The organism is Chengkuizengella sp. SCS-71B, from assembly GCF_040100845.1.
Classification (GTDB): domain Bacteria; phylum Bacillota; class Bacilli; order Paenibacillales; family KCTC-33759; genus Chengkuizengella.
Window position 1 is genome coordinate 4,056,436 of record NZ_JAZHSH010000001.1, and the last position, 20,095, is coordinate 4,076,530.

36 protein-coding genes are annotated in these 20,095 nt (G+C 37.7%); all 36 read right to left on the reverse strand.

Features of this window, described 5'->3' with window-relative positions; translation table 11 throughout:
- Positions 1-90 precede the first annotated feature (90 nt).
- The 36 genes from rplQ to VQL36_RS19975 all read right to left on the reverse strand — a co-directional run bounded on the left by rplQ (position 91) and on the right by VQL36_RS19975 (position 20,085).
- Positions 91-453: a 50S ribosomal protein L17 gene (gene rplQ, locus VQL36_RS19800; RefSeq protein ID WP_349250941.1), complete on the reverse strand. Its 363-nt coding sequence runs from the start codon at positions 451-453 to the stop codon at positions 91-93.
- A 38-nt stretch (positions 454-491) separates the two neighbouring features.
- Positions 492-1,436 carry a DNA-directed RNA polymerase subunit alpha gene (locus tag VQL36_RS19805; RefSeq protein ID WP_349250942.1) on the reverse strand — a complete coding sequence of 315 codons (945 nt, stop codon included), beginning with the start codon at positions 1,434-1,436 and terminating at the stop codon, positions 492-494.
- A gap of 128 nt (positions 1,437-1,564) precedes the next feature.
- On the reverse strand, positions 1,565-1,963 hold the full coding sequence (gene rpsK, locus VQL36_RS19810; protein ID WP_160647188.1) for a 30S ribosomal protein S11: 399 nt from the start codon (positions 1,961-1,963) through the stop codon (positions 1,565-1,567).
- A 22-nt stretch (positions 1,964-1,985) separates the two neighbouring features.
- Positions 1,986-2,351, reverse strand: a complete 366-nt coding sequence (gene rpsM / locus VQL36_RS19815; protein WP_349250943.1) for a 30S ribosomal protein S13 — start codon at positions 2,349-2,351, stop codon at positions 1,986-1,988.
- 20 nt (positions 2,352-2,371) lie between these two features.
- Entirely contained in the window at positions 2,372-2,485 is a 114-nt protein-coding gene (gene rpmJ, locus VQL36_RS19820; protein WP_160647186.1) for a 50S ribosomal protein L36, read from the reverse strand.
- Positions 2,486-2,526: 41 nt separating this feature from the next.
- A complete protein-coding gene (gene infA, locus VQL36_RS19825; protein ID WP_349250944.1) occupies positions 2,527-2,742 on the reverse strand; it encodes a translation initiation factor IF-1 in 216 nt (71 codons plus the stop codon).
- Between the two features lie 2 nt (positions 2,743-2,744).
- Positions 2,745-3,053 carry a KOW domain-containing RNA-binding protein gene (locus tag VQL36_RS19830; RefSeq protein WP_349250945.1) on the reverse strand — a complete coding sequence of 103 codons (309 nt, stop codon included), beginning with the start codon at positions 3,051-3,053 and terminating at the stop codon, positions 2,745-2,747.
- A gap of 11 nt (positions 3,054-3,064) precedes the next feature.
- Positions 3,065-3,817, reverse strand: coding sequence for a type I methionyl aminopeptidase (map, locus tag VQL36_RS19835; RefSeq protein ID WP_349250946.1), 753 nt, complete (start codon positions 3,815-3,817; stop codon positions 3,065-3,067).
- Entirely contained in the window at positions 3,814-4,467 is a 654-nt protein-coding gene (locus VQL36_RS19840) for an adenylate kinase (RefSeq protein WP_349250947.1), read from the reverse strand. Before VQL36_RS19840 ends, map begins: the two co-directional genes overlap by 4 nt.
- Before the next feature lie 36 nt (positions 4,468-4,503).
- The gene (secY, locus tag VQL36_RS19845; protein WP_349250948.1) at positions 4,504-5,799 is read right to left on the reverse strand and encodes a preprotein translocase subunit SecY; all 1,296 of its coding nucleotides are present in this window, start codon (positions 5,797-5,799) and stop codon (positions 4,504-4,506) included.
- Complete coding sequence (rplO, locus tag VQL36_RS19850; protein WP_349250949.1) at positions 5,799-6,239, reverse strand: 50S ribosomal protein L15; 441 nt, start codon at positions 6,237-6,239, stop codon at positions 5,799-5,801. Before rplO ends, secY begins: the two co-directional genes overlap by 1 nt.
- A 46-nt stretch (positions 6,240-6,285) precedes the next feature.
- Positions 6,286-6,468 (reverse strand): 50S ribosomal protein L30, encoded by a 183-nt coding sequence (gene rpmD, locus VQL36_RS19855; protein ID WP_160647179.1) that lies wholly within the window; start codon positions 6,466-6,468, stop codon positions 6,286-6,288.
- A 12-nt stretch (positions 6,469-6,480) separates the two neighbouring features.
- Positions 6,481-6,978 carry a 30S ribosomal protein S5 gene (gene rpsE / locus VQL36_RS19860; protein WP_349250950.1) on the reverse strand — a complete coding sequence of 166 codons (498 nt, stop codon included), beginning with the start codon at positions 6,976-6,978 and terminating at the stop codon, positions 6,481-6,483.
- A gap of 28 nt (positions 6,979-7,006) precedes the next feature.
- Positions 7,007-7,369, reverse strand: coding sequence for a 50S ribosomal protein L18 (rplR, locus tag VQL36_RS19865; protein WP_349250951.1), 363 nt, complete (start codon positions 7,367-7,369; stop codon positions 7,007-7,009).
- A 53-nt stretch (positions 7,370-7,422) separates the two neighbouring features.
- Positions 7,423-7,959 (reverse strand): 50S ribosomal protein L6, encoded by a 537-nt coding sequence (gene rplF / locus VQL36_RS19870; RefSeq protein ID WP_349250952.1) that lies wholly within the window; start codon positions 7,957-7,959, stop codon positions 7,423-7,425.
- A gap of 37 nt (positions 7,960-7,996) precedes the next feature.
- Positions 7,997-8,395 carry a 30S ribosomal protein S8 gene (gene rpsH, locus VQL36_RS19875; protein WP_349250953.1) on the reverse strand — a complete coding sequence of 133 codons (399 nt, stop codon included), beginning with the start codon at positions 8,393-8,395 and terminating at the stop codon, positions 7,997-7,999.
- Between the two features lie 30 nt (positions 8,396-8,425).
- Positions 8,426-8,611: a type Z 30S ribosomal protein S14 gene (locus VQL36_RS19880; RefSeq protein ID WP_349250954.1), complete on the reverse strand. Its 186-nt coding sequence runs from the start codon at positions 8,609-8,611 to the stop codon at positions 8,426-8,428.
- Positions 8,612-8,669: 58 nt separating this feature from the next.
- Positions 8,670-9,212 (reverse strand): 50S ribosomal protein L5, encoded by a 543-nt coding sequence (rplE, locus tag VQL36_RS19885; protein WP_349250955.1) that lies wholly within the window; start codon positions 9,210-9,212, stop codon positions 8,670-8,672.
- A gap of 29 nt (positions 9,213-9,241) precedes the next feature.
- On the reverse strand, positions 9,242-9,592 hold the full coding sequence (gene rplX / locus VQL36_RS19890) for a 50S ribosomal protein L24 (RefSeq protein ID WP_349250956.1): 351 nt from the start codon (positions 9,590-9,592) through the stop codon (positions 9,242-9,244).
- Between the two features lie 39 nt (positions 9,593-9,631).
- Complete coding sequence (gene rplN, locus VQL36_RS19895; protein WP_305994193.1) at positions 9,632-10,000, reverse strand: 50S ribosomal protein L14; 369 nt, start codon at positions 9,998-10,000, stop codon at positions 9,632-9,634.
- A gap of 31 nt (positions 10,001-10,031) precedes the next feature.
- Complete coding sequence (gene rpsQ / locus VQL36_RS19900; protein WP_349250957.1) at positions 10,032-10,295, reverse strand: 30S ribosomal protein S17; 264 nt, start codon at positions 10,293-10,295, stop codon at positions 10,032-10,034.
- Positions 10,296-10,338: 43 nt separating this feature from the next.
- Positions 10,339-10,536, reverse strand: coding sequence for a 50S ribosomal protein L29 (gene rpmC, locus VQL36_RS19905; RefSeq protein ID WP_160647169.1), 198 nt, complete (start codon positions 10,534-10,536; stop codon positions 10,339-10,341).
- Positions 10,526-10,960, reverse strand: coding sequence for a 50S ribosomal protein L16 (rplP, locus tag VQL36_RS19910; RefSeq protein WP_160647168.1), 435 nt, complete (start codon positions 10,958-10,960; stop codon positions 10,526-10,528). The genes rpmC and rplP overlap by 11 nt, the downstream gene beginning before the upstream one ends.
- 2 nt (positions 10,961-10,962) lie before the next feature.
- The gene (rpsC, locus tag VQL36_RS19915; protein ID WP_160647167.1) at positions 10,963-11,625 is read right to left on the reverse strand and encodes a 30S ribosomal protein S3; all 663 of its coding nucleotides are present in this window, start codon (positions 11,623-11,625) and stop codon (positions 10,963-10,965) included.
- A 13-nt stretch (positions 11,626-11,638) separates the two neighbouring features.
- Positions 11,639-11,977, reverse strand: a complete 339-nt coding sequence (gene rplV / locus VQL36_RS19920; RefSeq protein ID WP_160647166.1) for a 50S ribosomal protein L22 — start codon at positions 11,975-11,977, stop codon at positions 11,639-11,641.
- A 49-nt stretch (positions 11,978-12,026) separates the two neighbouring features.
- Positions 12,027-12,305 (reverse strand): 30S ribosomal protein S19, encoded by a 279-nt coding sequence (gene rpsS, locus VQL36_RS19925; protein ID WP_349250958.1) that lies wholly within the window; start codon positions 12,303-12,305, stop codon positions 12,027-12,029.
- Between the two features lie 24 nt (positions 12,306-12,329).
- A complete protein-coding gene (gene rplB, locus VQL36_RS19930) occupies positions 12,330-13,163 on the reverse strand; it encodes a 50S ribosomal protein L2 (protein ID WP_349250959.1) in 834 nt (277 codons plus the stop codon).
- Between the two features lie 33 nt (positions 13,164-13,196).
- A complete protein-coding gene (gene rplW, locus VQL36_RS19935; RefSeq protein WP_349250960.1) occupies positions 13,197-13,487 on the reverse strand; it encodes a 50S ribosomal protein L23 in 291 nt (96 codons plus the stop codon).
- Positions 13,487-14,110 (reverse strand): 50S ribosomal protein L4, encoded by a 624-nt coding sequence (gene rplD / locus VQL36_RS19940; protein ID WP_349250961.1) that lies wholly within the window; start codon positions 14,108-14,110, stop codon positions 13,487-13,489. Before rplD ends, rplW begins: the two co-directional genes overlap by 1 nt.
- Before the next feature lie 27 nt (positions 14,111-14,137).
- The gene (gene rplC, locus VQL36_RS19945) at positions 14,138-14,764 is read right to left on the reverse strand and encodes a 50S ribosomal protein L3 (protein WP_349250962.1); all 627 of its coding nucleotides are present in this window, start codon (positions 14,762-14,764) and stop codon (positions 14,138-14,140) included.
- A 36-nt stretch (positions 14,765-14,800) separates the two neighbouring features.
- The gene (gene rpsJ, locus VQL36_RS19950) at positions 14,801-15,109 is read right to left on the reverse strand and encodes a 30S ribosomal protein S10 (RefSeq protein ID WP_160647160.1); all 309 of its coding nucleotides are present in this window, start codon (positions 15,107-15,109) and stop codon (positions 14,801-14,803) included.
- Between the two features lie 306 nt (positions 15,110-15,415).
- Entirely contained in the window at positions 15,416-16,609 is a 1,194-nt protein-coding gene (gene tuf, locus VQL36_RS19955) for an elongation factor Tu (protein ID WP_160647159.1), read from the reverse strand.
- Positions 16,610-16,650: 41 nt separating this feature from the next.
- Positions 16,651-18,726 (reverse strand): elongation factor G, encoded by a 2,076-nt coding sequence (fusA, locus tag VQL36_RS19960; protein WP_349250963.1) that lies wholly within the window; start codon positions 18,724-18,726, stop codon positions 16,651-16,653.
- 33 nt (positions 18,727-18,759) lie between these two features.
- Positions 18,760-19,230 (reverse strand): 30S ribosomal protein S7, encoded by a 471-nt coding sequence (rpsG, locus tag VQL36_RS19965; RefSeq protein ID WP_160647157.1) that lies wholly within the window; start codon positions 19,228-19,230, stop codon positions 18,760-18,762.
- Between the two features lie 42 nt (positions 19,231-19,272).
- Positions 19,273-19,686, reverse strand: coding sequence for a 30S ribosomal protein S12 (gene rpsL / locus VQL36_RS19970; RefSeq protein ID WP_160647156.1), 414 nt, complete (start codon positions 19,684-19,686; stop codon positions 19,273-19,275).
- 147 nt (positions 19,687-19,833) lie between these two features.
- Complete coding sequence (locus tag VQL36_RS19975) at positions 19,834-20,085, reverse strand: 50S ribosomal protein L7ae-like protein (protein WP_349250964.1); 252 nt, start codon at positions 20,083-20,085, stop codon at positions 19,834-19,836.
- Between the last annotated feature and the right edge of the window lie 10 nt (positions 20,086-20,095).

Genomic DNA, 20,095 nt, shown 5'->3' on the forward strand with positions numbered 1-20,095 from the left:
ACAGTACCTATAAGGCGGTACTAAAAATTGATAACGAAAAAAAGGGCTTCATCAGAATATAATTCTGTCCACCCTTTTACTTCTGCTATTTTACGCCTGATCCACTAATTCTAAATAAACCATAGGAGCAGCATCTCCTCTACGAGGTCCAAGTTTTAAAATGCGAGTGTATCCACCTGGGCGCTCAGAGTAACGAGTGGCTAATTCAGAAAATAGCTTTTCTAGAACTTCCTGATCGCCAGCTTGCTCTCTACGAACAAACGCAGCAGCTTGACGACGAGCATGAAGGTCTCCACGTTTAGCTAATGTAATCATTTTTTCAGCAATTGAGCGAACTTCCTTTGCTTTCGCTTCAGTTGTTTGAATGCGTTCATTGATAAAAAGATCAGTGACTAAATCACGAAATAAAGCTTTACGTTGACTAGAATTTCGTCCTAGTTTTTGATATGCCATGTTCTCTCCCCTCCTTTTGTTGTTTGATCGTGTTAGTATTATTCTTCAGTGCGTAATCCTAAAGCCAGTTCAGCTAATTTTTCTTGGACTTCCTCCAAGGATTTACGTCCGAGGTTTCTAACTTTCATCATATCCTCTTCCGTTTTTGTAATTAACTCTTGAACTGTATTTATTCCGGCACGTTTTAGACAGTTGTATGAACGAACAGATAGATCTAGTTCCTCAATGGTCATCTCCAGAACTTTTTCTTTCTTGTCCTCTTCTTTTTCAACCATAATTTCGACTTCTTTTACTTCATCAGTAAGCCCCACAAATAACATTAAATGTTCATTCATGATTTTGGCACCTAAACTCACTGATTCCTCAGGACGAATACTGCCATCGGTCCAAACTTCGAGGGTTAATTTATCATAGTTTGTGACTTGACCGACACGAGTATTTTCAACTTTATAGTTTACTCTAGTAATCGGAGTATAAATAGAATCCGTTGGAATAACTCCAATTGGTTGTCCTTCTGATTTGTTATTATCTGCAGGTACATATCCACGCCCTTTGTTGGCAAAGATACGCATGTGCAATCTTGCATCTGACGATAAAGTAGCAATGTGTAGATCAGGATTTAAGATTTCAACATCACTATCTGCACGAATATCTCCTGCTAATACTTCACCTTCACCATCAGCATCAATTTCAAGAACCTTTTCTTCATCAGAATGAATTTTCAAAGATAGTCCCTTAAGATTAAGAATAACTTCAGTTACATCTTCCATAACGCCAGGGATCGTTGAAAACTCATGAAGAACTCCATCTATTTGCACTGATGATACAGCAGCACCTGGAAGTGAGGACAATAAAATTCGACGTAATGAATTCCCTAGTGTAGTTCCATACCCGCGCTCCAATGGTTCTACAACAAACTTACCGTAGGTTCCGTCTTCACTTACCGATACCGTTTCAATTTTTGGCTTTTCAATCTCTATCATAAAAATGAACCCTCCTTCAAAACGTCGTTAAAAATGGATCTCCATAAATCATAAACTTTGTAGTATTCCAATCCTTTACAATTATTATTCACTCGTATAGGATAATTATACCACTCATTCATCCATGTTTACACACGACGACGTTTTGGTGGACGACATCCGTTATGTGGAATTGGAGTCACATCTTTAATCATGCTTACTTCTAATCCAGCAGCTTGTAAAGAACGAATCGCAGCTTCACGTCCTGCACCTGGACCTTTCACCATGACTTCAACATGTTTCATTCCATGCTCCATTGCTGTCTTAGCAGCTGCTTCTGCAGCCATTTGCGCAGCAAACGGAGTGCTTTTTTTAGAACCTTTAAAACCTAAATTACCTGCACTTGCCCAAGAAACTGCATTACCATGCGGATCTGTAATCGTAACAATTGTATTATTAAAAGTGGAACGGACATGTGCAACTCCATTTTCAATATTTTTACGATCACGGCGTTTGGTACGTGCCACTTTAGTTTTAGGTTTTGCCATCTTTATCCCTCCTTTTTATTTATTATTTTTTCTTATTCGCTACTGTTCTACGAGGACCTTTACGTGTACGTGCATTCGTTTTTGTTTTCTGACCTCTAACAGGTAAACCACGACGATGACGAATTCCACGGTAACACCCGATTTCCATAAGGCGTTTTACATTTAGAGCAACTTCTCTACGAAGATCCCCTTCTACCTTAATTTGATCAATAGCATCACGTAGTTTACTTACTTCATCCTCCGTAAGATCACGAACACGAGTATCAGCATTTAAGCCTGTTTCATTAATAATTTTTTGCGCAGTTGTAGTTCCGATACCATAAATATAAGTTAGCGCAATAACAATTCGTTTATCACGAGGTAAATCTACACCAGATATACGAGCCATAACTTAGCGAACACCTCCTATTATCCTTGTTTTTGTTTATGTTTTGGATTCTGACAGATTACCATCACATTTCCATTGCGTCGAATGACTTTACATTTTTCACAAATCGGCTTGACCGATGGTCTTACCTTCATATTCATTCCCTCCTAAGAGATTTACAAACGTAAAATCCTCATTATTTCCGATAAGTGATACGTCCCCTTGAAAGATCATACGGGGAAAGCTGTATGACCACTTTGTCTCCTGTTAAAATACGAATAAAATTCATTCTTAGTTTGCCTGATATATGAGCAAGTATTTCATGTCCATTTTCGAGTTCAACTCTAAACATCGCATTCGGTAAAGGTTCAATCACTGTTCCTTCTACTTCAATTACATCTTCCTTGGCCACAATCATTCTCCTTTCAAGTCTTCATCAGTTTGAATGTTTTCTAAATATCGACTTATAGAAAATCGTAATTTCCCATTCGTAACTCTACTCGTCTCATTCAAACTGTTAACTACTTCATTACTAATTTCATCCTGCAATTCAAGATGAAGAATGTTTTTCTTTTTCGGATTGTCAAATTTGCGTTTATCACCATCAGCAATAAGCACATATCGCTCATCCACTACATCGATAACTACAGCATATTTATCACTGTCTCTACCTCGAATCACTTTTACTATTTGACCCGGCCTCGGTATACTCGATTTATCCACTTTAATATCACCTACATATCAACCTTGGTTAATATCTCATAACCATCAGTTGTAATCGCAATTGTATGCTCAAAGTGTGCACATAATGTTCCATCTTCACTAACAACTGTCCAATCGTCATCTAACGTTTTGACATATCGTTCACCTGCAACAACCATTGGTTCAATTGCCAATACCATTCCAGGTTTCAAGCGAGGACCTCTATTAGGTATACCAAAGTTTGGGATCTGTGGTTCTTCATGCAGATTGGCTCCTATGCCATGTCCGACATATTCTCTAACAACAGAAAAACCTTCATCTTCAATGCATTTTTGAATAGCATGTGAGATCGTATATAAACGAACATCTGGTTTGGCTTCTTCTAACCCAACATATAATGATTTTTCAGTGACGTCTAACAGTCTCTGTGTCTCATTTGATATGTTGCCTACAGGATAAGTCCAAGCAGAATCACCATGATACCCATTGTATTCAGCACCAATATCAATGCTAATGATATCACCTTCATTTAATACTCTTTCACTAGGAAAACCATGTACCAATTCTTCATTTACTGAAGCACATACACTGGCAGGAAAGCCATTATAACCTTTAAAGGAAGGCGATGCATTCTGACTGCGAATAAATTTTTCAGCGATTCGGTCAATCTCTAATGTCGTAATACCCGGCTGAATCACTTTCGCAATTTCACGATGAGTTTCTGCTACGATACGACCTGCCTCACGCATATAATTTAATTCTGCTTCAGATTTGCAAATGATCATTTATTTTGACCTCTCATTAAAGAAATGATATCACCAGTAACTTCATCAATGGATTGTTCTCCATCTACCTGTCTCAATAAATCTTTATTATTATAAAAATCAAGCAACGGAGCCGTTTTACTCATATATTCATCAAGGCGTGTCCCTACCTTCTCCTCCGTATCATCAGAACGCTGATATAATTCACCAGAACATTTATCACACACGTTTTCTTGTTTTGGAGGGTTAAACATTACGTGATAGGTAGAACCACAATTTTTACAAATTCTACGCCCAGTTAACCTTGCTAACAGAAACTCGCGGTTAACAGAAAGATTAATCACATGATTTATCGTTTTTTCATTTTCTTTTAAAAATAAGTCTAAAGCTTCTGCTTGTGGAATTGTTCTTGGAAAACCATCCAAAAGGAAACCATTGTTGCAATCATCTTGCAATAAGCGCTCGGTTACAATTCCAATTGTTATTTCATCAGGAACTAAAAGTCCTTGATCTACATATTCTTTGGCTTTCAATCCTAGTGAAGTGCCTTGACTCATAGCCAAGCGAAAGGCATCCCCAGTAGAGACATGAGGAATGTTTAATTCTTTTACAATCCTCTCGGCTTGAGTCCCTTTACCTGCACCAGGAGGACCCATGAAAATAATATTCAATTACGATAACCTCCTATTTGCTGACCACACAGACACTTACTTATTGATGAAACCTTTGTAGTGTCGTTTAATTAACTGACTTTCTACTTGTTTCATTGTTTCAAGACCAACACCGACTACGATAAGCAATGAAGTTCCACCAATCGTTACGGATGCAGGTAAACCTGCTATTTTGATAAAAATCACAGGTAAAATAGAAATTAATGCTAAGAAAATAGCACCTGATAATGTAATTCTAGTCATTAATTTCGTAATATATGCGGCCGTTGTTTTCCCTGGTCGGATACCTGGAATATAACCACCGTTTTTCTTCATTTGATCTGCCATTTGCACTGGATTTATTTGTACAAAAGTATAGAAGTAAGTAAACCCTATAATCAGTACAACATATAAAAACATACCAAGAGGCTGATCATAATATAAATTTGCTAATATCCAATCTGCTACTCCATTGCCTGCAAAAAAGCTAGCAATCGTAGTAGGGAAGATAATAAGTGATAATGCAAAAATTACAGGAATTACCCCTGCAGCATTAACTTTTAAAGGAATATGAGTGGATTGACCACCATACATTTTTCTTCCAACAACTCGTTTTGCATATTGAACTGGGATTCTACGAACGCCTTGTTGAACAAAGATTACGCCCACTACAATTAGTAAAACTGAAATTAGAATTAAAACAAGTTTTAATACACTTAAAAACATAGTAACGTCTTCTGCAACAAAAAGAGAAGTATAAATTTGTTTTGACATATCAGGGATACCCGCAACGATACCAGCAAAGATTATTATGGAAATTCCATTACCAATTCCTTTTTCAGTGATTTGTTCACCGATCCACATTAGAAATGCAGTACCTGCTGTTAATACAATTGCAATGATTGTGTAAATCATAAAACTTGGATTAATAACCATGCTATACTGTGTATTGAATCCAATAGATAAACCGTATGCTTGAATTAAACCTAATATGATCGTTCCATATCTTGTTACCTGAGCCAATTTTCTTTTCCCAGCTTCGCCTTCTTTTGCCCACTGTACAAATTTGGGAATCACATCCATCGTTAACAATTGAACGATAATGGATGCTGTAATGTAAGGCATGATTCCCATTGCAAAGATGGAGAAATTAAACAATGCTCCACCAGAAAAAGTATTGATCAAACCAAATATACCTTCTTGAGCTTCACCAAAGCTCTTTAATGCATCAACATTAATGTTCGGTACTGGTATAAAGTTACCAATTCTAAAAACAATTAATATTAATAAAGTAAATAGGATTTTTTTACGTAAATCTTCAACCTTCATGATATTCGAAATTGTTCTAAACATTAAATCACCTCGGTTTTGCCGCCAGCAGCTTCGATCTTAGCCACGGCAGTTTCAGAAAACTTATTTGCTTTAACTGAAAGACTTACAGTAATCTCGCCAGTTCCTAATATTTTGATTCCGCTTTTTGCATTTTTAACAAGGCCGGAGTCTTTTAATGTTTCTGGTGTAATTTCGGTACCTGCAGCAAACTTATTCAGATCATTCACGTTAACTACTGCATATTCTTTACGGTGAATATTAGTGAATCCTCGTTTAGGTAAACGATTAAAGATCGGGTTTTGCCCTCCCTCAAATCCTGGGCGAACTCCGCCACCAGAACGAGAATTTTGTCCTTTATGTCCACGACCTGCAGTTTTTCCGTTACCACTTCCAGTACCTCGTCCTACACGCTTACGAGTATGACGGGATCCTGGAGCTGGAGATAGTTCGTGTAGTTTCATTGTCGCACCTCCTTAATTGATTCTTATGGTTATTTCAGGTTGATGCTTATACCTCTTTAACTTCGATTAAATGAGCAACTTTTTTAACCATTCCTCTTATTGCCGGATTGTCTGGTTGAACTACAGATGAGTTTAATTTTCCTAAACCCAATGTTTTAACTGTAACTCTTTGATCCTCCGGACGACCAATCAAACTGCGTTTGAGGGTAATTTCAATTTTATTCGCCAAAATGTTCCCCTCCTAACCTAAAATTTCTTCTACAGTTTTACCACGTAATTTTGCAACATCTTCTACTCTTTTTAAACGTCCTAATCCTTCAAGTGTTGCATTCACCATATTAATGGGATTAGAAGAACCTAAAGATTTTGTTAAGATATCTCCTACACCTGCAAGTTCTAATACCGCACGAACAGGACCACCTGCAATAACACCTGTACCTTTAGATGCTGGTTTTAATAATACTCTACCTGCACCAAAGCGACCAGTTACTAAATGTGGGATGCTAGTATCAATAATCGGTACTCTAATTAAATTCTTCTTCGCATCGTCAATTCCTTTTCTTATTGCATCTGGAACTTCAGAAGCTTTACCGATTCCTGCACCTACCCAGCCGTTTCCGTCGCCAACAACTACTAACGCACTGAAGCTAAAACGACGTCCACCTTTAACTACTTTAGCAACTCGATTTATATTAACGACTTTTTCGTTTAATTCTAAAGCATTGGGATCTACTCGCAAAGGATAAACCTCCTTATAATGAATTTTTTTAAAAATCTAACCCAGCTTCTCTAGCAGCATCTGCTAATGCCTTTACTCTGCCATGATAAATATATCCACCACGGTCAAAAACAACTTCTTCAATGCCTTTTTCTTTCGCTTTCTTCGCAACTAGTTCTCCTACCATTTTTGCAGACTCAACATTTCCACCATTTGAGATTTCAATGCTTTTATCTAAAGTAGAAGCTGAAACTAAAGTGACACCATTGATGTCATCAATAACCTGTGCATAAATATGTTTTGAAGAACGAAAAACACATAAGCGAGGTTTTTGAGTTGTTCCGTTTATCTTTTTCCGTACACGAAGATGTCTTTTCAAACGCATTTTGTTTTTATTAGGTTTAGTGATCATACCGTTAACACTCCCTTCTGAATAATGTTAACAAAAGACTTTATGCGATTTTATTATTTACCTGTTTTACCTTCTTTACGAAGAATACGCTCATTTTCGTATTTAATCCCTTTTCCTTTATAAGGTTCAGGCTCACGTACAGAACGAATATTTGCAGCCACTGCACCTACACGTTCTTTGTCAATTCCTTTTACGATGATCTTCGTATTTGAAGGAACGTCAAATTCGATACCTTCTTCTGGCTCGATTTCAACCGGATGTGAATAACCTACGTTAAGAACAATCTTTTTCCCAGATTTGTTTACGCGGTATCCAACACCTACAAGCTCTAAAGATTTTGTAAATCCTTCAGTTACTCCACTCACCATGTTAGAAATGACACTACGAGTTGTTCCATGTAAAGAACGATGCAATTTATTATCAGAAGGACGTTCAACACGAACTTCCTTTTCCTCTACGATAACATTCATATCTTTATGAAAGTCTCTTGAAAGCTCACCTTTTGGTCCCTTAACTTGAATTGATTTATCTTCTAAATTAATTGTAACTCCATTAGGAATCTCAATTACTTTGTTTCCAATTCTAGACATGTTGTTTACACCTCCGTTCGTACAAAAGAATTCATTTTTACCATACGTAACATAATACTTCTCCACCTGATTTAGCTTGACGAGCACTTTTATCGCTCATTAAACCTTTAGAAGTAGAGATGATTGCAATCCCTAAACCACCAAGAACACGTGGTAATTCTTCATTTTTAGCATAAACGCGTAAACCTGGTTTACTAATTCTTTTCAATCCAGTAATAACACGTTCGTTGTCCATTCCATATTTCAAGAAAATACGGATTAAACCTTGTTTATTATCATCTATATACTCAGCATCTCGGATAAAACCTTCACTTTTTAAAATTTCAGCAATATCCTTTTTAATTTTTGACGCTGGAATTTCTACCGTTTCATGACGAACAGTATTTGCGTTACGAATACGTGTTAACATATCAGCAATTGGATCTGACATTGACATATTAAGTAACCTCCTTCCCGAAATAGGTTATTACCAGCTTGCTTTTTTAACACCTGGGATTTGACCTTTGTATGCTAACTCACGAAAACAAATTCTACATATTTTGAATTTACGTAAAACGGAATGCGGTCTTCCGCAACGCTCACAACGTGTATATGCACGTACTTTATATTTTGGTTTACGTTTTTGCTTAACGACCATCGAAGTTTTGGCCACTTGTATACACCTCCGATATTGGATTCTTCTAAGCAATCCGATTTTTAAATCTGGTGCCTTATTTTGCGAAAGGCATTCCTACTTGTGCTAATAATTCTCTTGCTTCTTCATCAGTATTTGCTGTAGTTACAACTACAATGTCCATACCGCGTACTTTATCAATTTGATCATATTCAATCTCTGGGAATATGATTTGCTCTTTTAGTCCCAAAGTATAGTTCCCTCTACCATCAAATGACTTTTTGGATACACCACGGAAGTCACGTACACGAGGTAAAGTTACATTTACTAATTTATCTAAAAAGTGATACATGCGATCGCCGCGTAGAGTTACTTTAACTCCAATTGGCATTCCTTCACGAAGTTTGAATCCAGCAATTGATTTCTTTGCTTTAGTGATTACTGGCTTTTGACCTGTAATAGTTTGCAAATCCTCAACAGCAGAATCTAAAATCTTTGAATTTGAGATTGCTTCACCGACACCCATATTCACAACAATCTTCTCGATTTTAGGAACTTGCATCACTGTAGTGTAGTTAAATTTTTGAATTAAAGACGGTGTTATTTCATTTAAATAACGATCCTTTAATCTAGCTGCCATGATTGTTTTAACCTCCTTCCTACAAACGATTAGTCAATCACTTGACCTGATTTCTTTGCCACACGAACCTTTTTCCCATTGTCCAATACTTTATAACCAATACGAGTTGGTTTTCCGCTCTTAGGATCTGCCAACATTACGTTAGAAACGTGAATGGGAGCCTCTTGTGTGATAATTCCACCTTGCGGATTATCTTGACTTGGTCTAGCATGTTTTTTAATCAAGTTTACTCCTTCAACAAGCACTTTGTTTTGTCTAGGTAAAGCTTGAATGATGCGACCTTTTTTACCTTTATCTTTACCAGAGATAACAATAACTGTGTCTTCCTTTTTTACATGCAATTTATTGTTATGACTTTCTAATTTTTTTGGCTTTGGCATCTCTTCTTTACACCTCCTGGCTTTTAAAAGCTATTTTCATTAAATTACTTCTGGAGCTAGAGATACAATCTTCATGTAATTCCGATCACGAAGTTCACGTGCTACAGGACCAAAGATACGTGTTCCTCTCGGACTCTTATCATCTTTAATAATAACTGCAGCATTTTCATCAAAAGTAATATATGAACCATCATTACGTCTAGATCCTCGTTTAGTACGAACTATAACGGCTCTAACGACATCACCTTTTTTGACAACTCCACCTGGCGTTGCTTGTTTCACTGAACAAACAATCATATCACCGATGTTAGCTGTACGACGTCCAGTACCACCTAACACTCGAATACACATTAATTCCTTTGCACCAGAGTTATCAGCGCCTTTTAAGCGAGTAAATGCTTGGATCATGTTAGTCCCTCCTTCCGTCTATCATACGTGCTTATATAATTACAGCTTTTTCAGTAATCTCTACTAATCTCCAACGCTTATCTTTTGAAAGCGGACGAGTCTCCATGATTTTAACCGTATCACCGATCTTTGCTTCATTGTTCTCATCATGCGCTTTGAATTTTTTAGTATACTTTATTCTTTTATGATAAAGAGAGTGTTTTTTATAAGTTTCCACAGCAACAACAACTGTTTTGTCCATTTTATCGCTGACTACTTTACCAATTTGGACTCTGCGTTCATTACGTTCACTCATTCAGTGCCCTCCTCTCTGGATATATCATACAGTTTATCACTGTTTAATTAATCCCAAGTTCTCTTTCTCTTAAAACCGTTTTAGCGCGTGCAATTGCTTTGCGAACGATTCTTATTTGTCCAGGGTTATCAAGTTGGCCAGTAGCCATTTGAAAACGAAGGTTAAAAAGCTCTTCTTTAAAACCTGTAATTTTTTGCTCTATCTCAGCAGTGGTTAAGTTACGAAAATCATTAGCTTTCATTTACTTCACCACCCGTTTCTTTACGTTTAACAAAAGTTGTTTTACAAGGTAATTTGTGAGAAGCAAGTCTCAAAGCTTCGCGAGCAACTTCCTCTTCAACACCCGCAATTTCAAATAATACTTTACCAGGTTTAACAACTGCAACCCATTTCTCAACGTTACCTTTACCGCTACCCATACGAACTTCTAAAGGTTTAGCAGTAATCGGCTTAGCAGGGAAAATTTTGATCCATACTTTACCACCACGTTTCATATAACGTGTCATTGCAATACGAGCTGCTTCAATTTGACGGTTTGTAATCCAACAAGCTGTTGTTGCTTGAATACCGTATTCACCGAAAGCAACTTCAGTACCACCTTTTGCACGACCCTTTAGAGAACCGCGATGCTCTTTACGATGTTTTGTACGTTTAGGCATTAACATGATTAGTTGCCTCCTTCCTGAGAAGCTCTTTTCTTCGCAGCGGGTAATACTTCACCACGATAGATCCAAACCTTTACTCCAAGACGACCATATGTTGTATGTGCTTCAGCAGTACCATAATCGATATCCGCACGTAGAGTATGAAGAGGAACAGTTCCTTCACTATACCCTTCACTTCTAGCGATTTCAGCACCACCAAGACGTCCGCTGACCATTGTTTTAATTCCTTTTGCGCCTGAACGCATTGATCTTTGGATCGCTTGTTTCATTGCACGACGGAAAGAAACACGACGTTCTAGTTGTTGTGCAATGTTTTCAGCAACTAGTGTTGCTACAACATCCGGGTTTTTGATTTCAGTAATATTAATGTGAACTTTTTTATTCGTTAACTTTGTAATTTGGTTACGAAGGTTTTCTACTTCAGATCCACCTTTACCAATAACCATACCAGGTTTTGCAGTGTGAATTGTAATATTTACTCGATTTGCAGCACGTTCAATATCGAAATGAGAAACCGCAGAATCTTGTAATTTTTGTTTTAAATAATCACGAATTTTCACGTCTTCTACTAGATAATCTCCATACTCTTTATCAGCGTACCATTTAGATTCCCAGTCTCTGATTACTCCGACTCTTAAGCCGATTGGGCTTACCTTTTGTCCCACAAGTCATCCCTCCTTATGATTTATTTTCAGTAACCACTAATGTGATGTGGCTAGTACGTTTATTTATACGAGACGCGCGTCCCATTGCACGTGGTCTGAATCTTTTCATGATTGGACCTGCATTAACATATGCTTCGCTAACAACCAAGCTATTTGGATCCATTTCATAATTATGCTCAGCATTTGCAATAGCTGAGTTTAAGACTTTTTCAATAACCGGTGAAGATGCTTTTGGTGTATGTCTTAAGATAGAAATGGCTTCTCCAACTTCCTTCCCACGAATTAAGTCAATTACCAACTTAACTTTACGAGGAGCAATACGAATATATTTCGCTTGTGCTTTTGCTTGCATGGAAGTAAAACCTCCTCTCAAACAATGTTCATATTTTTTATAGAATTAATTATCTTTTTCCTGTTTTCTTATCATCATCATGACCTTTAAAAGTACGAGTTGGAGCAAATTCACCCAATTTATGTCCAACCATATCCTCAGTCACATAAACCGGAACATGTTTACGACCATCATACACACCAAATGTATGACCAACAAATTGCGGAAAAATCGTCGAGCGGCGAGACCAAGTTTTAATGACTACTTTTTTCTTAGATTGATCAGCTTCTTCAACTTTTTTCAACAAGTATTCATCTACAAATGGCCCTTTTTTTAAGCTGCGTCCCATTTATGATCCTCCCTTCCTGCAAAATTATTTCTGCTTACGTCTACGAACGATATATTTATCTGAAGCTTTGTTTTTGTCACGAGTTTTGTAACCCAATGTTGGTTTACCCCATGGTGACATTGGAGATTTACGTCCGATTGGTGATTTACCTTCACCACCACCGTGTGGATGGTCATTCGGGTTCATAACTGATCCACGAACAGTAGGTCTTTTACCCAACCAACGTGTACGACCCGCTTTACCAATGTTCACAAGTTCATGATCTTCGTTACCAACAGTACCGATAGTAGCACGGCAAGCTTTAAGAATTTTTCTTACTTCACCTGATGTTAAGCGAATAATCACGTATTGTTCTTCTTTACCTAACAATTGAGCTTCTGTTCCAGCAGCACGAACTAGTTGTCCACCTTTACCTGGTTGCAACTCGATGTTGTGAATCACTGTACCTACAGGTATATTTTCAAGTGGAAGCGTATTTCCAACTTTAATATCTGCATCAGGACCAGACACAATTTCAGTACCTACAGTTAAACCTTTAGGTGCTAAAATGTAACGTTTCTCACCATCTAAGTAATGAATAAGCGCAATATTAGCAGAACGATTTGGATCGTATTCAATTGTAGCAACGCGTCCTGGTATTCCGTCTTTCAAACGTTTAAAGTCAATGATACGGTATTTTCTCTTATGTCCACCACCATGATGTCGAGTAGTGATTTTTCCTTGATTGTTACGACCAGCTTTTTTGCTCAAAGGAGCAAGTAAGGATTTTTCCGGTTCTAATGTTGTAATCTCTTCAAATGTAGAAACGGACATCCCACGTCGAGCTGGACTCGTCGGTTTATATTTTTTAATCGGCATTTTGCATTTTCCCTCCTTACGTTAAAAAATTTCTTATACTGTTTCAAAATACTCCAACGGTTTACTGTCATCACTTAATGTGATGATCGCTTTTTTCCATTCGGATGTATATCCTCTATGGCGCCCATAAGTTTTAGGCTTTTTAGGCATTCTAATCGTGTTAACTTTCACGACTTTTACTTTGAATACTTCCTCAACAGCCTGTTTGATTTCCGTTTTATTCGCACGTAATTCTACTTCAAAAACGTATTTATTGTCTGCCATCATATCGCTAGAACGTTCAGTAACGATAGGGCGCTTGATAATATCGTGAGCATATTTCATTACGCAAGCACCTCCTCTACTTTCTCAACAGCTTCTTTAGTAATAATTAAATTATCATAAGCCAGAACGTCCAAAACATTAATACCATCAGCAGCAATGAATTTAATACCTGGAATATTGCGAGCGGATAATGCTGCATTATTATCAGTATCCAATCCAACTACTAGTGCTTTACGTTCAACTTTTAATTTATTTAAAATAGAAGCGAATTGTTTTGTTTTTGGTTGTTCCAATACTAATTGATCTAATACGATAATTTCATTAGAAATCACTTTTGAAGAAAGTGCAGATTTAATAGCTAAACGACGAACCTTTTTAGGTAATTTAGTAGCATAGCTTCTTGGTGTTGGTCCAAATACAACACCGCCACCTTTCCATTGAGGTGCTCTGATCGTACCTTGACGCGCTCTACCCGTTCCTTTTTGTTTCCATGGTTTACGTCCGCCACCACGAACTTCAGAACGTCCTTTTACTTTGTGAGTTCCTTGACGTAAAGATGCTTGTTGCATCACTACAGCTTGATGAAGAACATGCTTGTTTGGTTCAATCCCAAACACTGCATCTGATAATTCTACATCGCCTACTTGTGAGCCATTCACATCATATAAGGCAACCTTTGGCATTATGAAATCCTCCTTTCTGTATACCCTCTATTTTTTAACAGATGCCTGAATTCTTACAAAACTATTTTTAGCACCAGGAATTGATCCTTTTACTAAAAGAATGTTCTTTTCAGCATCCACTTTAACTACTTCAAGATTTTGCAATGTCACAGTTTCTGAACCCATATGTCCAGGTAATTTTTTTCCTTTAAATACACGATTTACAATGGCACCCATTGAACCTGGCTTACGATGATAATGAGATCCGTGACTCTTAGGACCTATTCGTTGTCCATGTCTTTTTATAGCACCTTGAAACCCTTTACCCTTGGAAGTTCCTGTAACATCAACAAACTCACCTTCAGCAAATATGTCTGCTTTCACTTCTTGCCCTACTTCATATTCGCTTGAATTAATTCCGCGAAATTCTTTCACGTAGCGCTTAGGTGTTGAGTTTGCTTTTTTCGCATGACCCTTTTCAGGTTTAATTGCGTTATTTTCTTTTTTATCTCCGAAACCAAGTTGGATCGCTTCGTACCCATCTGTTTCAAGATCCTTCTTTTGAAGAACTACGTTTGGCCCAGCTTCTACAACCGTTACAGGAATTACGATCCCTTCTGGCGTGAAAACTTGAGTCATACCTAATTTCTTACCTAAGATACCTTTCGCAGTCATTTTGACACCTCGTTTCTTAATGTAAAGTTAAGATTATTATAATTTTATTTCAATATCCACACCGGATGGCAAATCCAGACGCATAAGTGCATCTACTGTTTGCGGCGTTGGATTCACAATATCGATCAGACGTTTATGTGTACGCATTTCAAATTGTTCTCTTGAATCTTTGTATTTGTGCACAGCTCTTAAAATGGTTACAATTTGTTTTTCTGTCGGTAATGGTATCGGACCAGAAACACTTGCACCAGAACGTTTAGCTGTTTCAACAATTTTTTCAGCAGATTGATCTAACACTCTATGATCATACGCCTTTAATCGAATTCTAATCTTTTGCTTTGCCATTCAAATTCCCTCCTTCTATCGCCCAAATTTTTAATCGGACCTACTCCGTGAAAATATCCTAACACATGACTCATGGCAAAGGAGCCGTGTGTGTCAGCAACCTCTCACATCATCGCACTGTCGCAGACCAACTCCAATATTATATAAAATATACATACAAATTGCAAGTAAAATCTTTTAATATATCTAGAAAATTGAAACTTTATTCTTTCTATCATCATATTTTTAAAAACTTTTCTAAAAGAATAATAGAGAAAAGTCCTTGTCGTAATTGACAAGGACTTAGATTTAAAATAATAATTTTTATTATTTTTCGATCGTTGCTACCGCACCAGCACCAACTGTACGTCCACCCTCACGAATCGCGAAGCGAGTACCTTCTTCGATTGCAATTGGGTTGATTAATTCAACAGTTACAGTGATGTTGTCACCAGGCATAACCATTTCTGTACCTTCTGGAAGTTCGATGATACCAGTTACGTCAGTTGTACGGAAGTAGAATTGAGGACGGTATCCAGTAAAGAATGGCTTATGACGTCCACCTTCTTCTTTAGTTAATACATATACTTGAGCAGTAAACTTTGTGTGTGGATTAACTGATCCAGGTTTAGCTAATACTTGACCACGAACGATGTCAGCACGATCAACACCACGAAGCAATGCTCCAATGTTGTCACCTGCTTGAGCTGAGTCAAGAAGTTTTCTAAACATTTCAACACCAGTAACCGTAGTTTTCTTAGTTTCTTCTTCGATACCTACGATTTCAATTTCTTCACCTACAGTTACAGTACCACGCTCAACACGACCAGTAGCAACTGTACCACGACCTGTAATTGAGAATACATCCTCAACAGGCATTAAGAAAGGTTTGTCAGTTTGACGTTCAGGTTCTGGAACATACTCATCAATAATTTTAAATAATTCAATGATTTTTTGTCCGTATTCACCATCTGGATCTTCTAAAGCTTTTAATGCAGATCCTTGAACGATTGGAGTATCATCACCAGGGAATTCGTATTCGTTTAATAGATCACGAATTTCCATCTCAACTAATTCTAATAACTCTTCATCTTCAACCATATCACATTTGTTCATGAATACTACAATGTAAGGTACGCCAACCTGACGTGAAAGTAAGATGTGCTCACGAGTTTGTGGCATTGGACCGTCTGCTGCAGATACAACAAGAATCGCTCCATCCATTTGTGCTGCTCCAGTGATCATGTTTTTAACATAGTCAGCATGTCCAGGGCAATCTACATGTGCATAGTGACGATTTTCAGACTCATACTCAACGTGGGAAGTTGCGATTGTAATACCGCGTTCTCTTTCCTCAGGAGCATTATCAATTTGATCAAATGCTTGAGCTTCTCCTCCACCATAAGTTTTAGTTAATACAGTAGTGATCGCTGCTGTTAAAGTAGTTTTACCATGGTCAACGTGACCGATAGTACCAACGTTTAAATGTGGTTTATTACGTTCAAATTTAGCTTTAGCCATTTTAAATTTTCCTCCTCAATTCATTCAATAAAATTTATTTATTATGAGCCTTGGTTTTTAGCAGTGATTTCTTCTGCTATAGACTTAGGCACTTCTTCGTAATGAGATAATTCCATAGAGTAAGTTCCACGACCTTGTGTTTTAGAACGAAGTGTTGTGGAATACCCAAACATTTCAGATAAAGGTACTTTTGCTCGGATCACTTGTGCTCCAGCGCGTGTGTCCATACCTTCTACACGTCCACGACGAGAGCTTACGTCACCCATTATGTCACCCATATATTCTTCAGGTACAGTAACTTCAACCTTAAAGAGTGGTTCTAGAATGACAGGATCACATTTGCCTTTTGCTCCTTTTAATGCCATAGATCCTGCAATTTTAAATGCCATTTCACTTGAATCGACATCATGGTATGAGCCATCAAATAAAGTAGCTTTTACATCAACGAGTGGATAACCAGCTAGAACACCACTTTGCATTGATTCTTCGATACCGTTTTGAACTGCTGGAATATATTCTCTAGGAACTACCCCACCGACAATTTTGTTTTCAAATACGAAACCTTCACCTGGTTCAAGTGGAGTAAACTCAACCCACACGTGACCAAATTGTCCTCGTCCACCAGATTGACGTACGAATTTTCCTTCAACTTTTGCCGCAGTTTTAAACGTTTCTCTATAAGCAACCTGTGGTTTACCTACATTAGCTTCCACTTTAAACTCACGCATTAAGCGATCAACGATAATTTCAAGGTGAAGTTCACCCATCCCTTTAATAATCGTTTGACCCGTTTCCTCATCTGTTTCAGTTTTAAATGTAGGATCTTCTTCGGCCAACTTAGCTAAAGCAATACCCATTTTATCCTGATCAGATTTCGTTTTTGGCTCGATCGCTACGGAGATAACTGGATCAGGGAATGTCATAGATTCCAAAATCACTGGATCTTTCTCATCACTCAATGTATCTCCTGTTGTAGTATCCTTCAAACCAACTGCCGCAGCAATATCTCCTGCATAAACAGTTCCAACTTCTTCTCTACTGTTAGCATGCATCATCAAGATACGGCCAACTCTTTCACGTTTTCCTTTTGTAGTATTTAAAACATATGAACCTGAATCCAATGTTCCTGAATACACACGGAAGAACGTCAACTTACCAACAAATGGGTCAGTCATAATTTTAAATGCAAGTGCAGAGAAAGGCTCTTCATCTGAAGAATTTCTAACAACTTCTGTTCCGTCTTCTAGTTCCCCACTTATAGCAGGTACATCGATAGGAGCAGGCAGATAGTCAACAACTGCATCTAAAACTGCTTGAACACCTTTGTTCTTATAGGAAGAACCACAAAGTACTGGTGTGATTTGAACCTCTACAACACCTTTACGAAGTGCTGCTTTTAGTTCTTCAACTGTGGTTTCTTCTCCCTCTAAGTATTTCATCATCAATTCTTCATCTAGTTCAGAGATTTTTTCAATCATTTCAGTACGAAGCTCTTCTACTTTATCTGCTAAGTCTGCAGGAATTTCTGATTTTTCAATCTCTTTACCTAAATCATCCTTATAGTACCAAGCTACATTTTCAATAAGGTCTACAAAGCCTTGGAAATTATCTTCTGCACCGATTGGGAATTGAATAGGTACTGCATTTGCTTGAAGTCTTTCACGCATTTGTGCAACGGCACCTTCAAAATCAGCACCAATAATATCCATTTTGTTCACATATGCAATACGTGGAACTTTATAACGGTCAGCCTGACGCCAAACGGTTTCAGACTGTGGTTCAACTCCACCTTTTGCACAAAACACACCAACTGCTCCATCTAATACACGGAGGGAACGTTCTACCTCAACTGTAAAGTCAACGTGTCCCGGGGTATCAATAATGTTAATGCGGTGATCTTTCCACTGAGCTGTAGTAGCAGCAGAGGTAATTGTAATACCGCGCTCCTGTTCTTGCTCCATCCAGTCCATTGTTGCTCCACCTTCGTGAACCTCACCAATTTTGTGAGTACGACCCGTGTAAAACAATATACGTTCTGTTGTAGTGGTTTTACCAGCATCAATATGTGCCATGATCCCAATATTACGTGTATCTTTTAAGGAGAATTCTCTAGTCATTATATAATCTCCTTTCATAAGTTCATATTAATATTACCAGCGATAGTGAGCAAATGCTTTATTTGCTTCCGCCATTTTATGAGTATCTTCACGTTTCTTCACTGAAGCACCAGTATTGTTACTAGCATCCATAATTTCAGCAGCTAAACGCTCTTCCATTGTTTTTTCTCCGCGAAGACGTGAATAATTTACTAACCAACGTAGTCCTAATGCAGTACGACGTTCAGGTTTCACTTCTATCGGTACTTGATAGTTTGATCCACCAACACGACGAGCTTTAACTTCAAGAACTGGCATAATGTTTTTGATTGCTTGCTCAAAAACTTCCATCGGATCGTTACCAGTACGATCTTTAACAATATCAAATGCATTGTATAAAATAGACTGAGCAACACCCTTTTTACCATCAATCATAATTCTATTGATTAATCTTGTAACAAGCTTACTGCTATATATCGGATCAGGTAAAACATCTCTACGAGTTACAGGTCCTTTACGAGGCATGGTCATCCTCCTTTCCGAGTAATTTCTATTGATGTGATATAATTATGATTTCGGTCTTTTAGCACCGTATTTTGATCTTCCCTGTTTACGATCGTTAACACCTGCAGTATCTAAAGCACCACGAACGATGTGATAACGAACCCCAGGAAGATCTTTAACTCTACCACCGCGCACTAAAACAACACTGTGCTCCTGTAAGTTATGACCAATACCTGGTATATAAGCAGTAACCTCAATACGATTTGTTAAACGTACACGAGCATACTTTCTCAAAGCTGAGTTTGGTTTTTTCGGCGTCATCGTCCCCACACGTGTACAAACTCCACGTTTTTGAGGTGCACTTAGATTAGTTTCTTCTCTTCTTAGCGCATTATACCCTTTTTGTAAAGCAGGTGAAGTTGATTTAACAACTTTTGCTTGACGTCCTTTTCTTACTAACTGATTAATTGTTGGCATTCCCGCACCTCCTTCCTAAAATAATGACTGGAATATTCATTTTTTATGTCCACAGATCCAGGTGGTTCAAAAATGAACAAAGGAAATGTTTTTGTCCGCCCTTAGTCAAATTATTACTTAAAACCAAAGGCAAACAAAAACATAGTGTTAGTCGTTTATAACAGCTGCTACAGCAGCTCCAACTTCAATTCCACATGCTTTCCCAAGCTGTTTCATTGAGTCTACATAAATGATGTTAACGTTCATATTCTTACAAAGCATAATTACTTTGGTCGTCACTTTTGGATCTGCATCTTTCGCTACGTATACTTCTGTGGCACTGCCACGTTCGACCACTTTTAAAGTCTGCTTTGTGCCTATCGATAAACGATTAGCCTGCGTTACTTTTTCATAAGACATTAATTATCCT

Bases quoted from the DNA above. Each gene is read 5' to 3' on its own strand.
- rplP (WP_160647168.1), bottom strand. From the start codon at position 10,960: ATGTTAATGCCTAAACGTACAAAACATCGTAAAGAGCATCGCGGTTCT.
- rplB (WP_349250959.1), bottom strand. From the start codon at position 13,163: ATGCCGATTAAAAAATATAAACCGACGAGTCCAGCTCGACGTGGGATG.
- rpsQ (WP_349250957.1), bottom strand. From the start codon at position 10,295: ATGAGTGAACGTAATGAACGCAGAGTCCAAATTGGTAAAGTAGTCAGC.
- rpsL (WP_160647156.1), bottom strand. From the start codon at position 19,686: ATGCCAACAATTAATCAGTTAGTAAGAAAAGGACGTCAAGCAAAAGTT.
- VQL36_RS19975 (WP_349250964.1), bottom strand. From the start codon at position 20,085: ATGTCTTATGAAAAAGTAACGCAGGCTAATCGTTTATCGATAGGCACA.
- rpmJ (WP_160647186.1), bottom strand. From the start codon at position 2,485: ATGAAGGTAAGACCATCGGTCAAGCCGATTTGTGAAAAATGTAAAGTC.
- rpmC (WP_160647169.1), bottom strand. From the start codon at position 10,536: ATGAAAGCTAATGATTTTCGTAACTTAACCACTGCTGAGATAGAGCAA.
- secY (WP_349250948.1), bottom strand. From the start codon at position 5,799: ATGTTTAGAACAATTTCGAATATCATGAAGGTTGAAGATTTACGTAAA.
- rplE (WP_349250955.1), bottom strand. From the start codon at position 9,212: ATGGCAGCTAGATTAAAGGATCGTTATTTAAATGAAATAACACCGTCT.
- fusA (WP_349250963.1), bottom strand. From the start codon at position 18,726: ATGACTAGAGAATTCTCCTTAAAAGATACACGTAATATTGGGATCATG.
- rplX (WP_349250956.1), bottom strand. From the start codon at position 9,592: ATGCCAAAGCCAAAAAAATTAGAAAGTCATAACAATAAATTGCATGTA.
- rpsJ (WP_160647160.1), bottom strand. From the start codon at position 15,109: ATGGCAAAGCAAAAGATTAGAATTCGATTAAAGGCGTATGATCATAGA.
- rpsS (WP_349250958.1), bottom strand. From the start codon at position 12,305: ATGGGACGCAGCTTAAAAAAAGGGCCATTTGTAGATGAATACTTGTTG.
- rplR (WP_349250951.1), bottom strand. From the start codon at position 7,369: ATGATCACTAAACCTAATAAAAACAAAATGCGTTTGAAAAGACATCTT.
- rplW (WP_349250960.1), bottom strand. From the start codon at position 13,487: ATGAAATATGCTCACGATATTATCAAGCGCCCTATCGTTACTGAACGT.
- rpsM (WP_349250943.1), bottom strand. From the start codon at position 2,351: ATGGCTCGTATATCTGGTGTAGATTTACCTCGTGATAAACGAATTGTT.
- rplQ (WP_349250941.1), bottom strand. From the start codon at position 453: ATGGCATATCAAAAACTAGGACGAAATTCTAGTCAACGTAAAGCTTTA.
- map (WP_349250946.1), bottom strand. From the start codon at position 3,817: ATGATCATTTGCAAATCTGAAGCAGAATTAAATTATATGCGTGAGGCA.
- rplN (WP_305994193.1), bottom strand. From the start codon at position 10,000: ATGATCCAAGCATTTACTCGCTTAAAAGGCGCTGATAACTCTGGTGCA.
- rplD (WP_349250961.1), bottom strand. From the start codon at position 14,110: ATGCCAAAGGTTGCCTTATATGATGTGAATGGCTCACAAGTAGGCGAT.
- rpsG (WP_160647157.1), bottom strand. From the start codon at position 19,230: ATGCCTCGTAAAGGACCTGTAACTCGTAGAGATGTTTTACCTGATCCG.
- rplV (WP_160647166.1), bottom strand. From the start codon at position 11,977: ATGCAAGCAAAAGCACAAGCGAAATATATTCGTATTGCTCCTCGTAAA.
- rplF (WP_349250952.1), bottom strand. From the start codon at position 7,959: ATGTCTAGAATTGGAAACAAAGTAATTGAGATTCCTAATGGAGTTACA.
- tuf (WP_160647159.1), bottom strand. From the start codon at position 16,609: ATGGCTAAAGCTAAATTTGAACGTAATAAACCACATTTAAACGTTGGT.
- rpsK (WP_160647188.1), bottom strand. From the start codon at position 1,963: ATGGCAAAACCTAAAACTAAAGTGGCACGTACCAAACGCCGTGATCGT.
- rplC (WP_349250962.1), bottom strand. From the start codon at position 14,764: ATGACTGCGAAAGGTATCTTAGGTAAGAAATTAGGTATGACTCAAGTT.
- rpsH (WP_349250953.1), bottom strand. From the start codon at position 8,395: ATGTCAATGTCAGATCCAATTGCTGATATGTTAACACGTATTCGTAAC.
- VQL36_RS19805 (WP_349250942.1), bottom strand. From the start codon at position 1,436: ATGATAGAGATTGAAAAGCCAAAAATTGAAACGGTATCGGTAAGTGAA.
- rplO (WP_349250949.1), bottom strand. From the start codon at position 6,239: ATGAAACTACACGAACTATCTCCAGCTCCAGGATCCCGTCATACTCGT.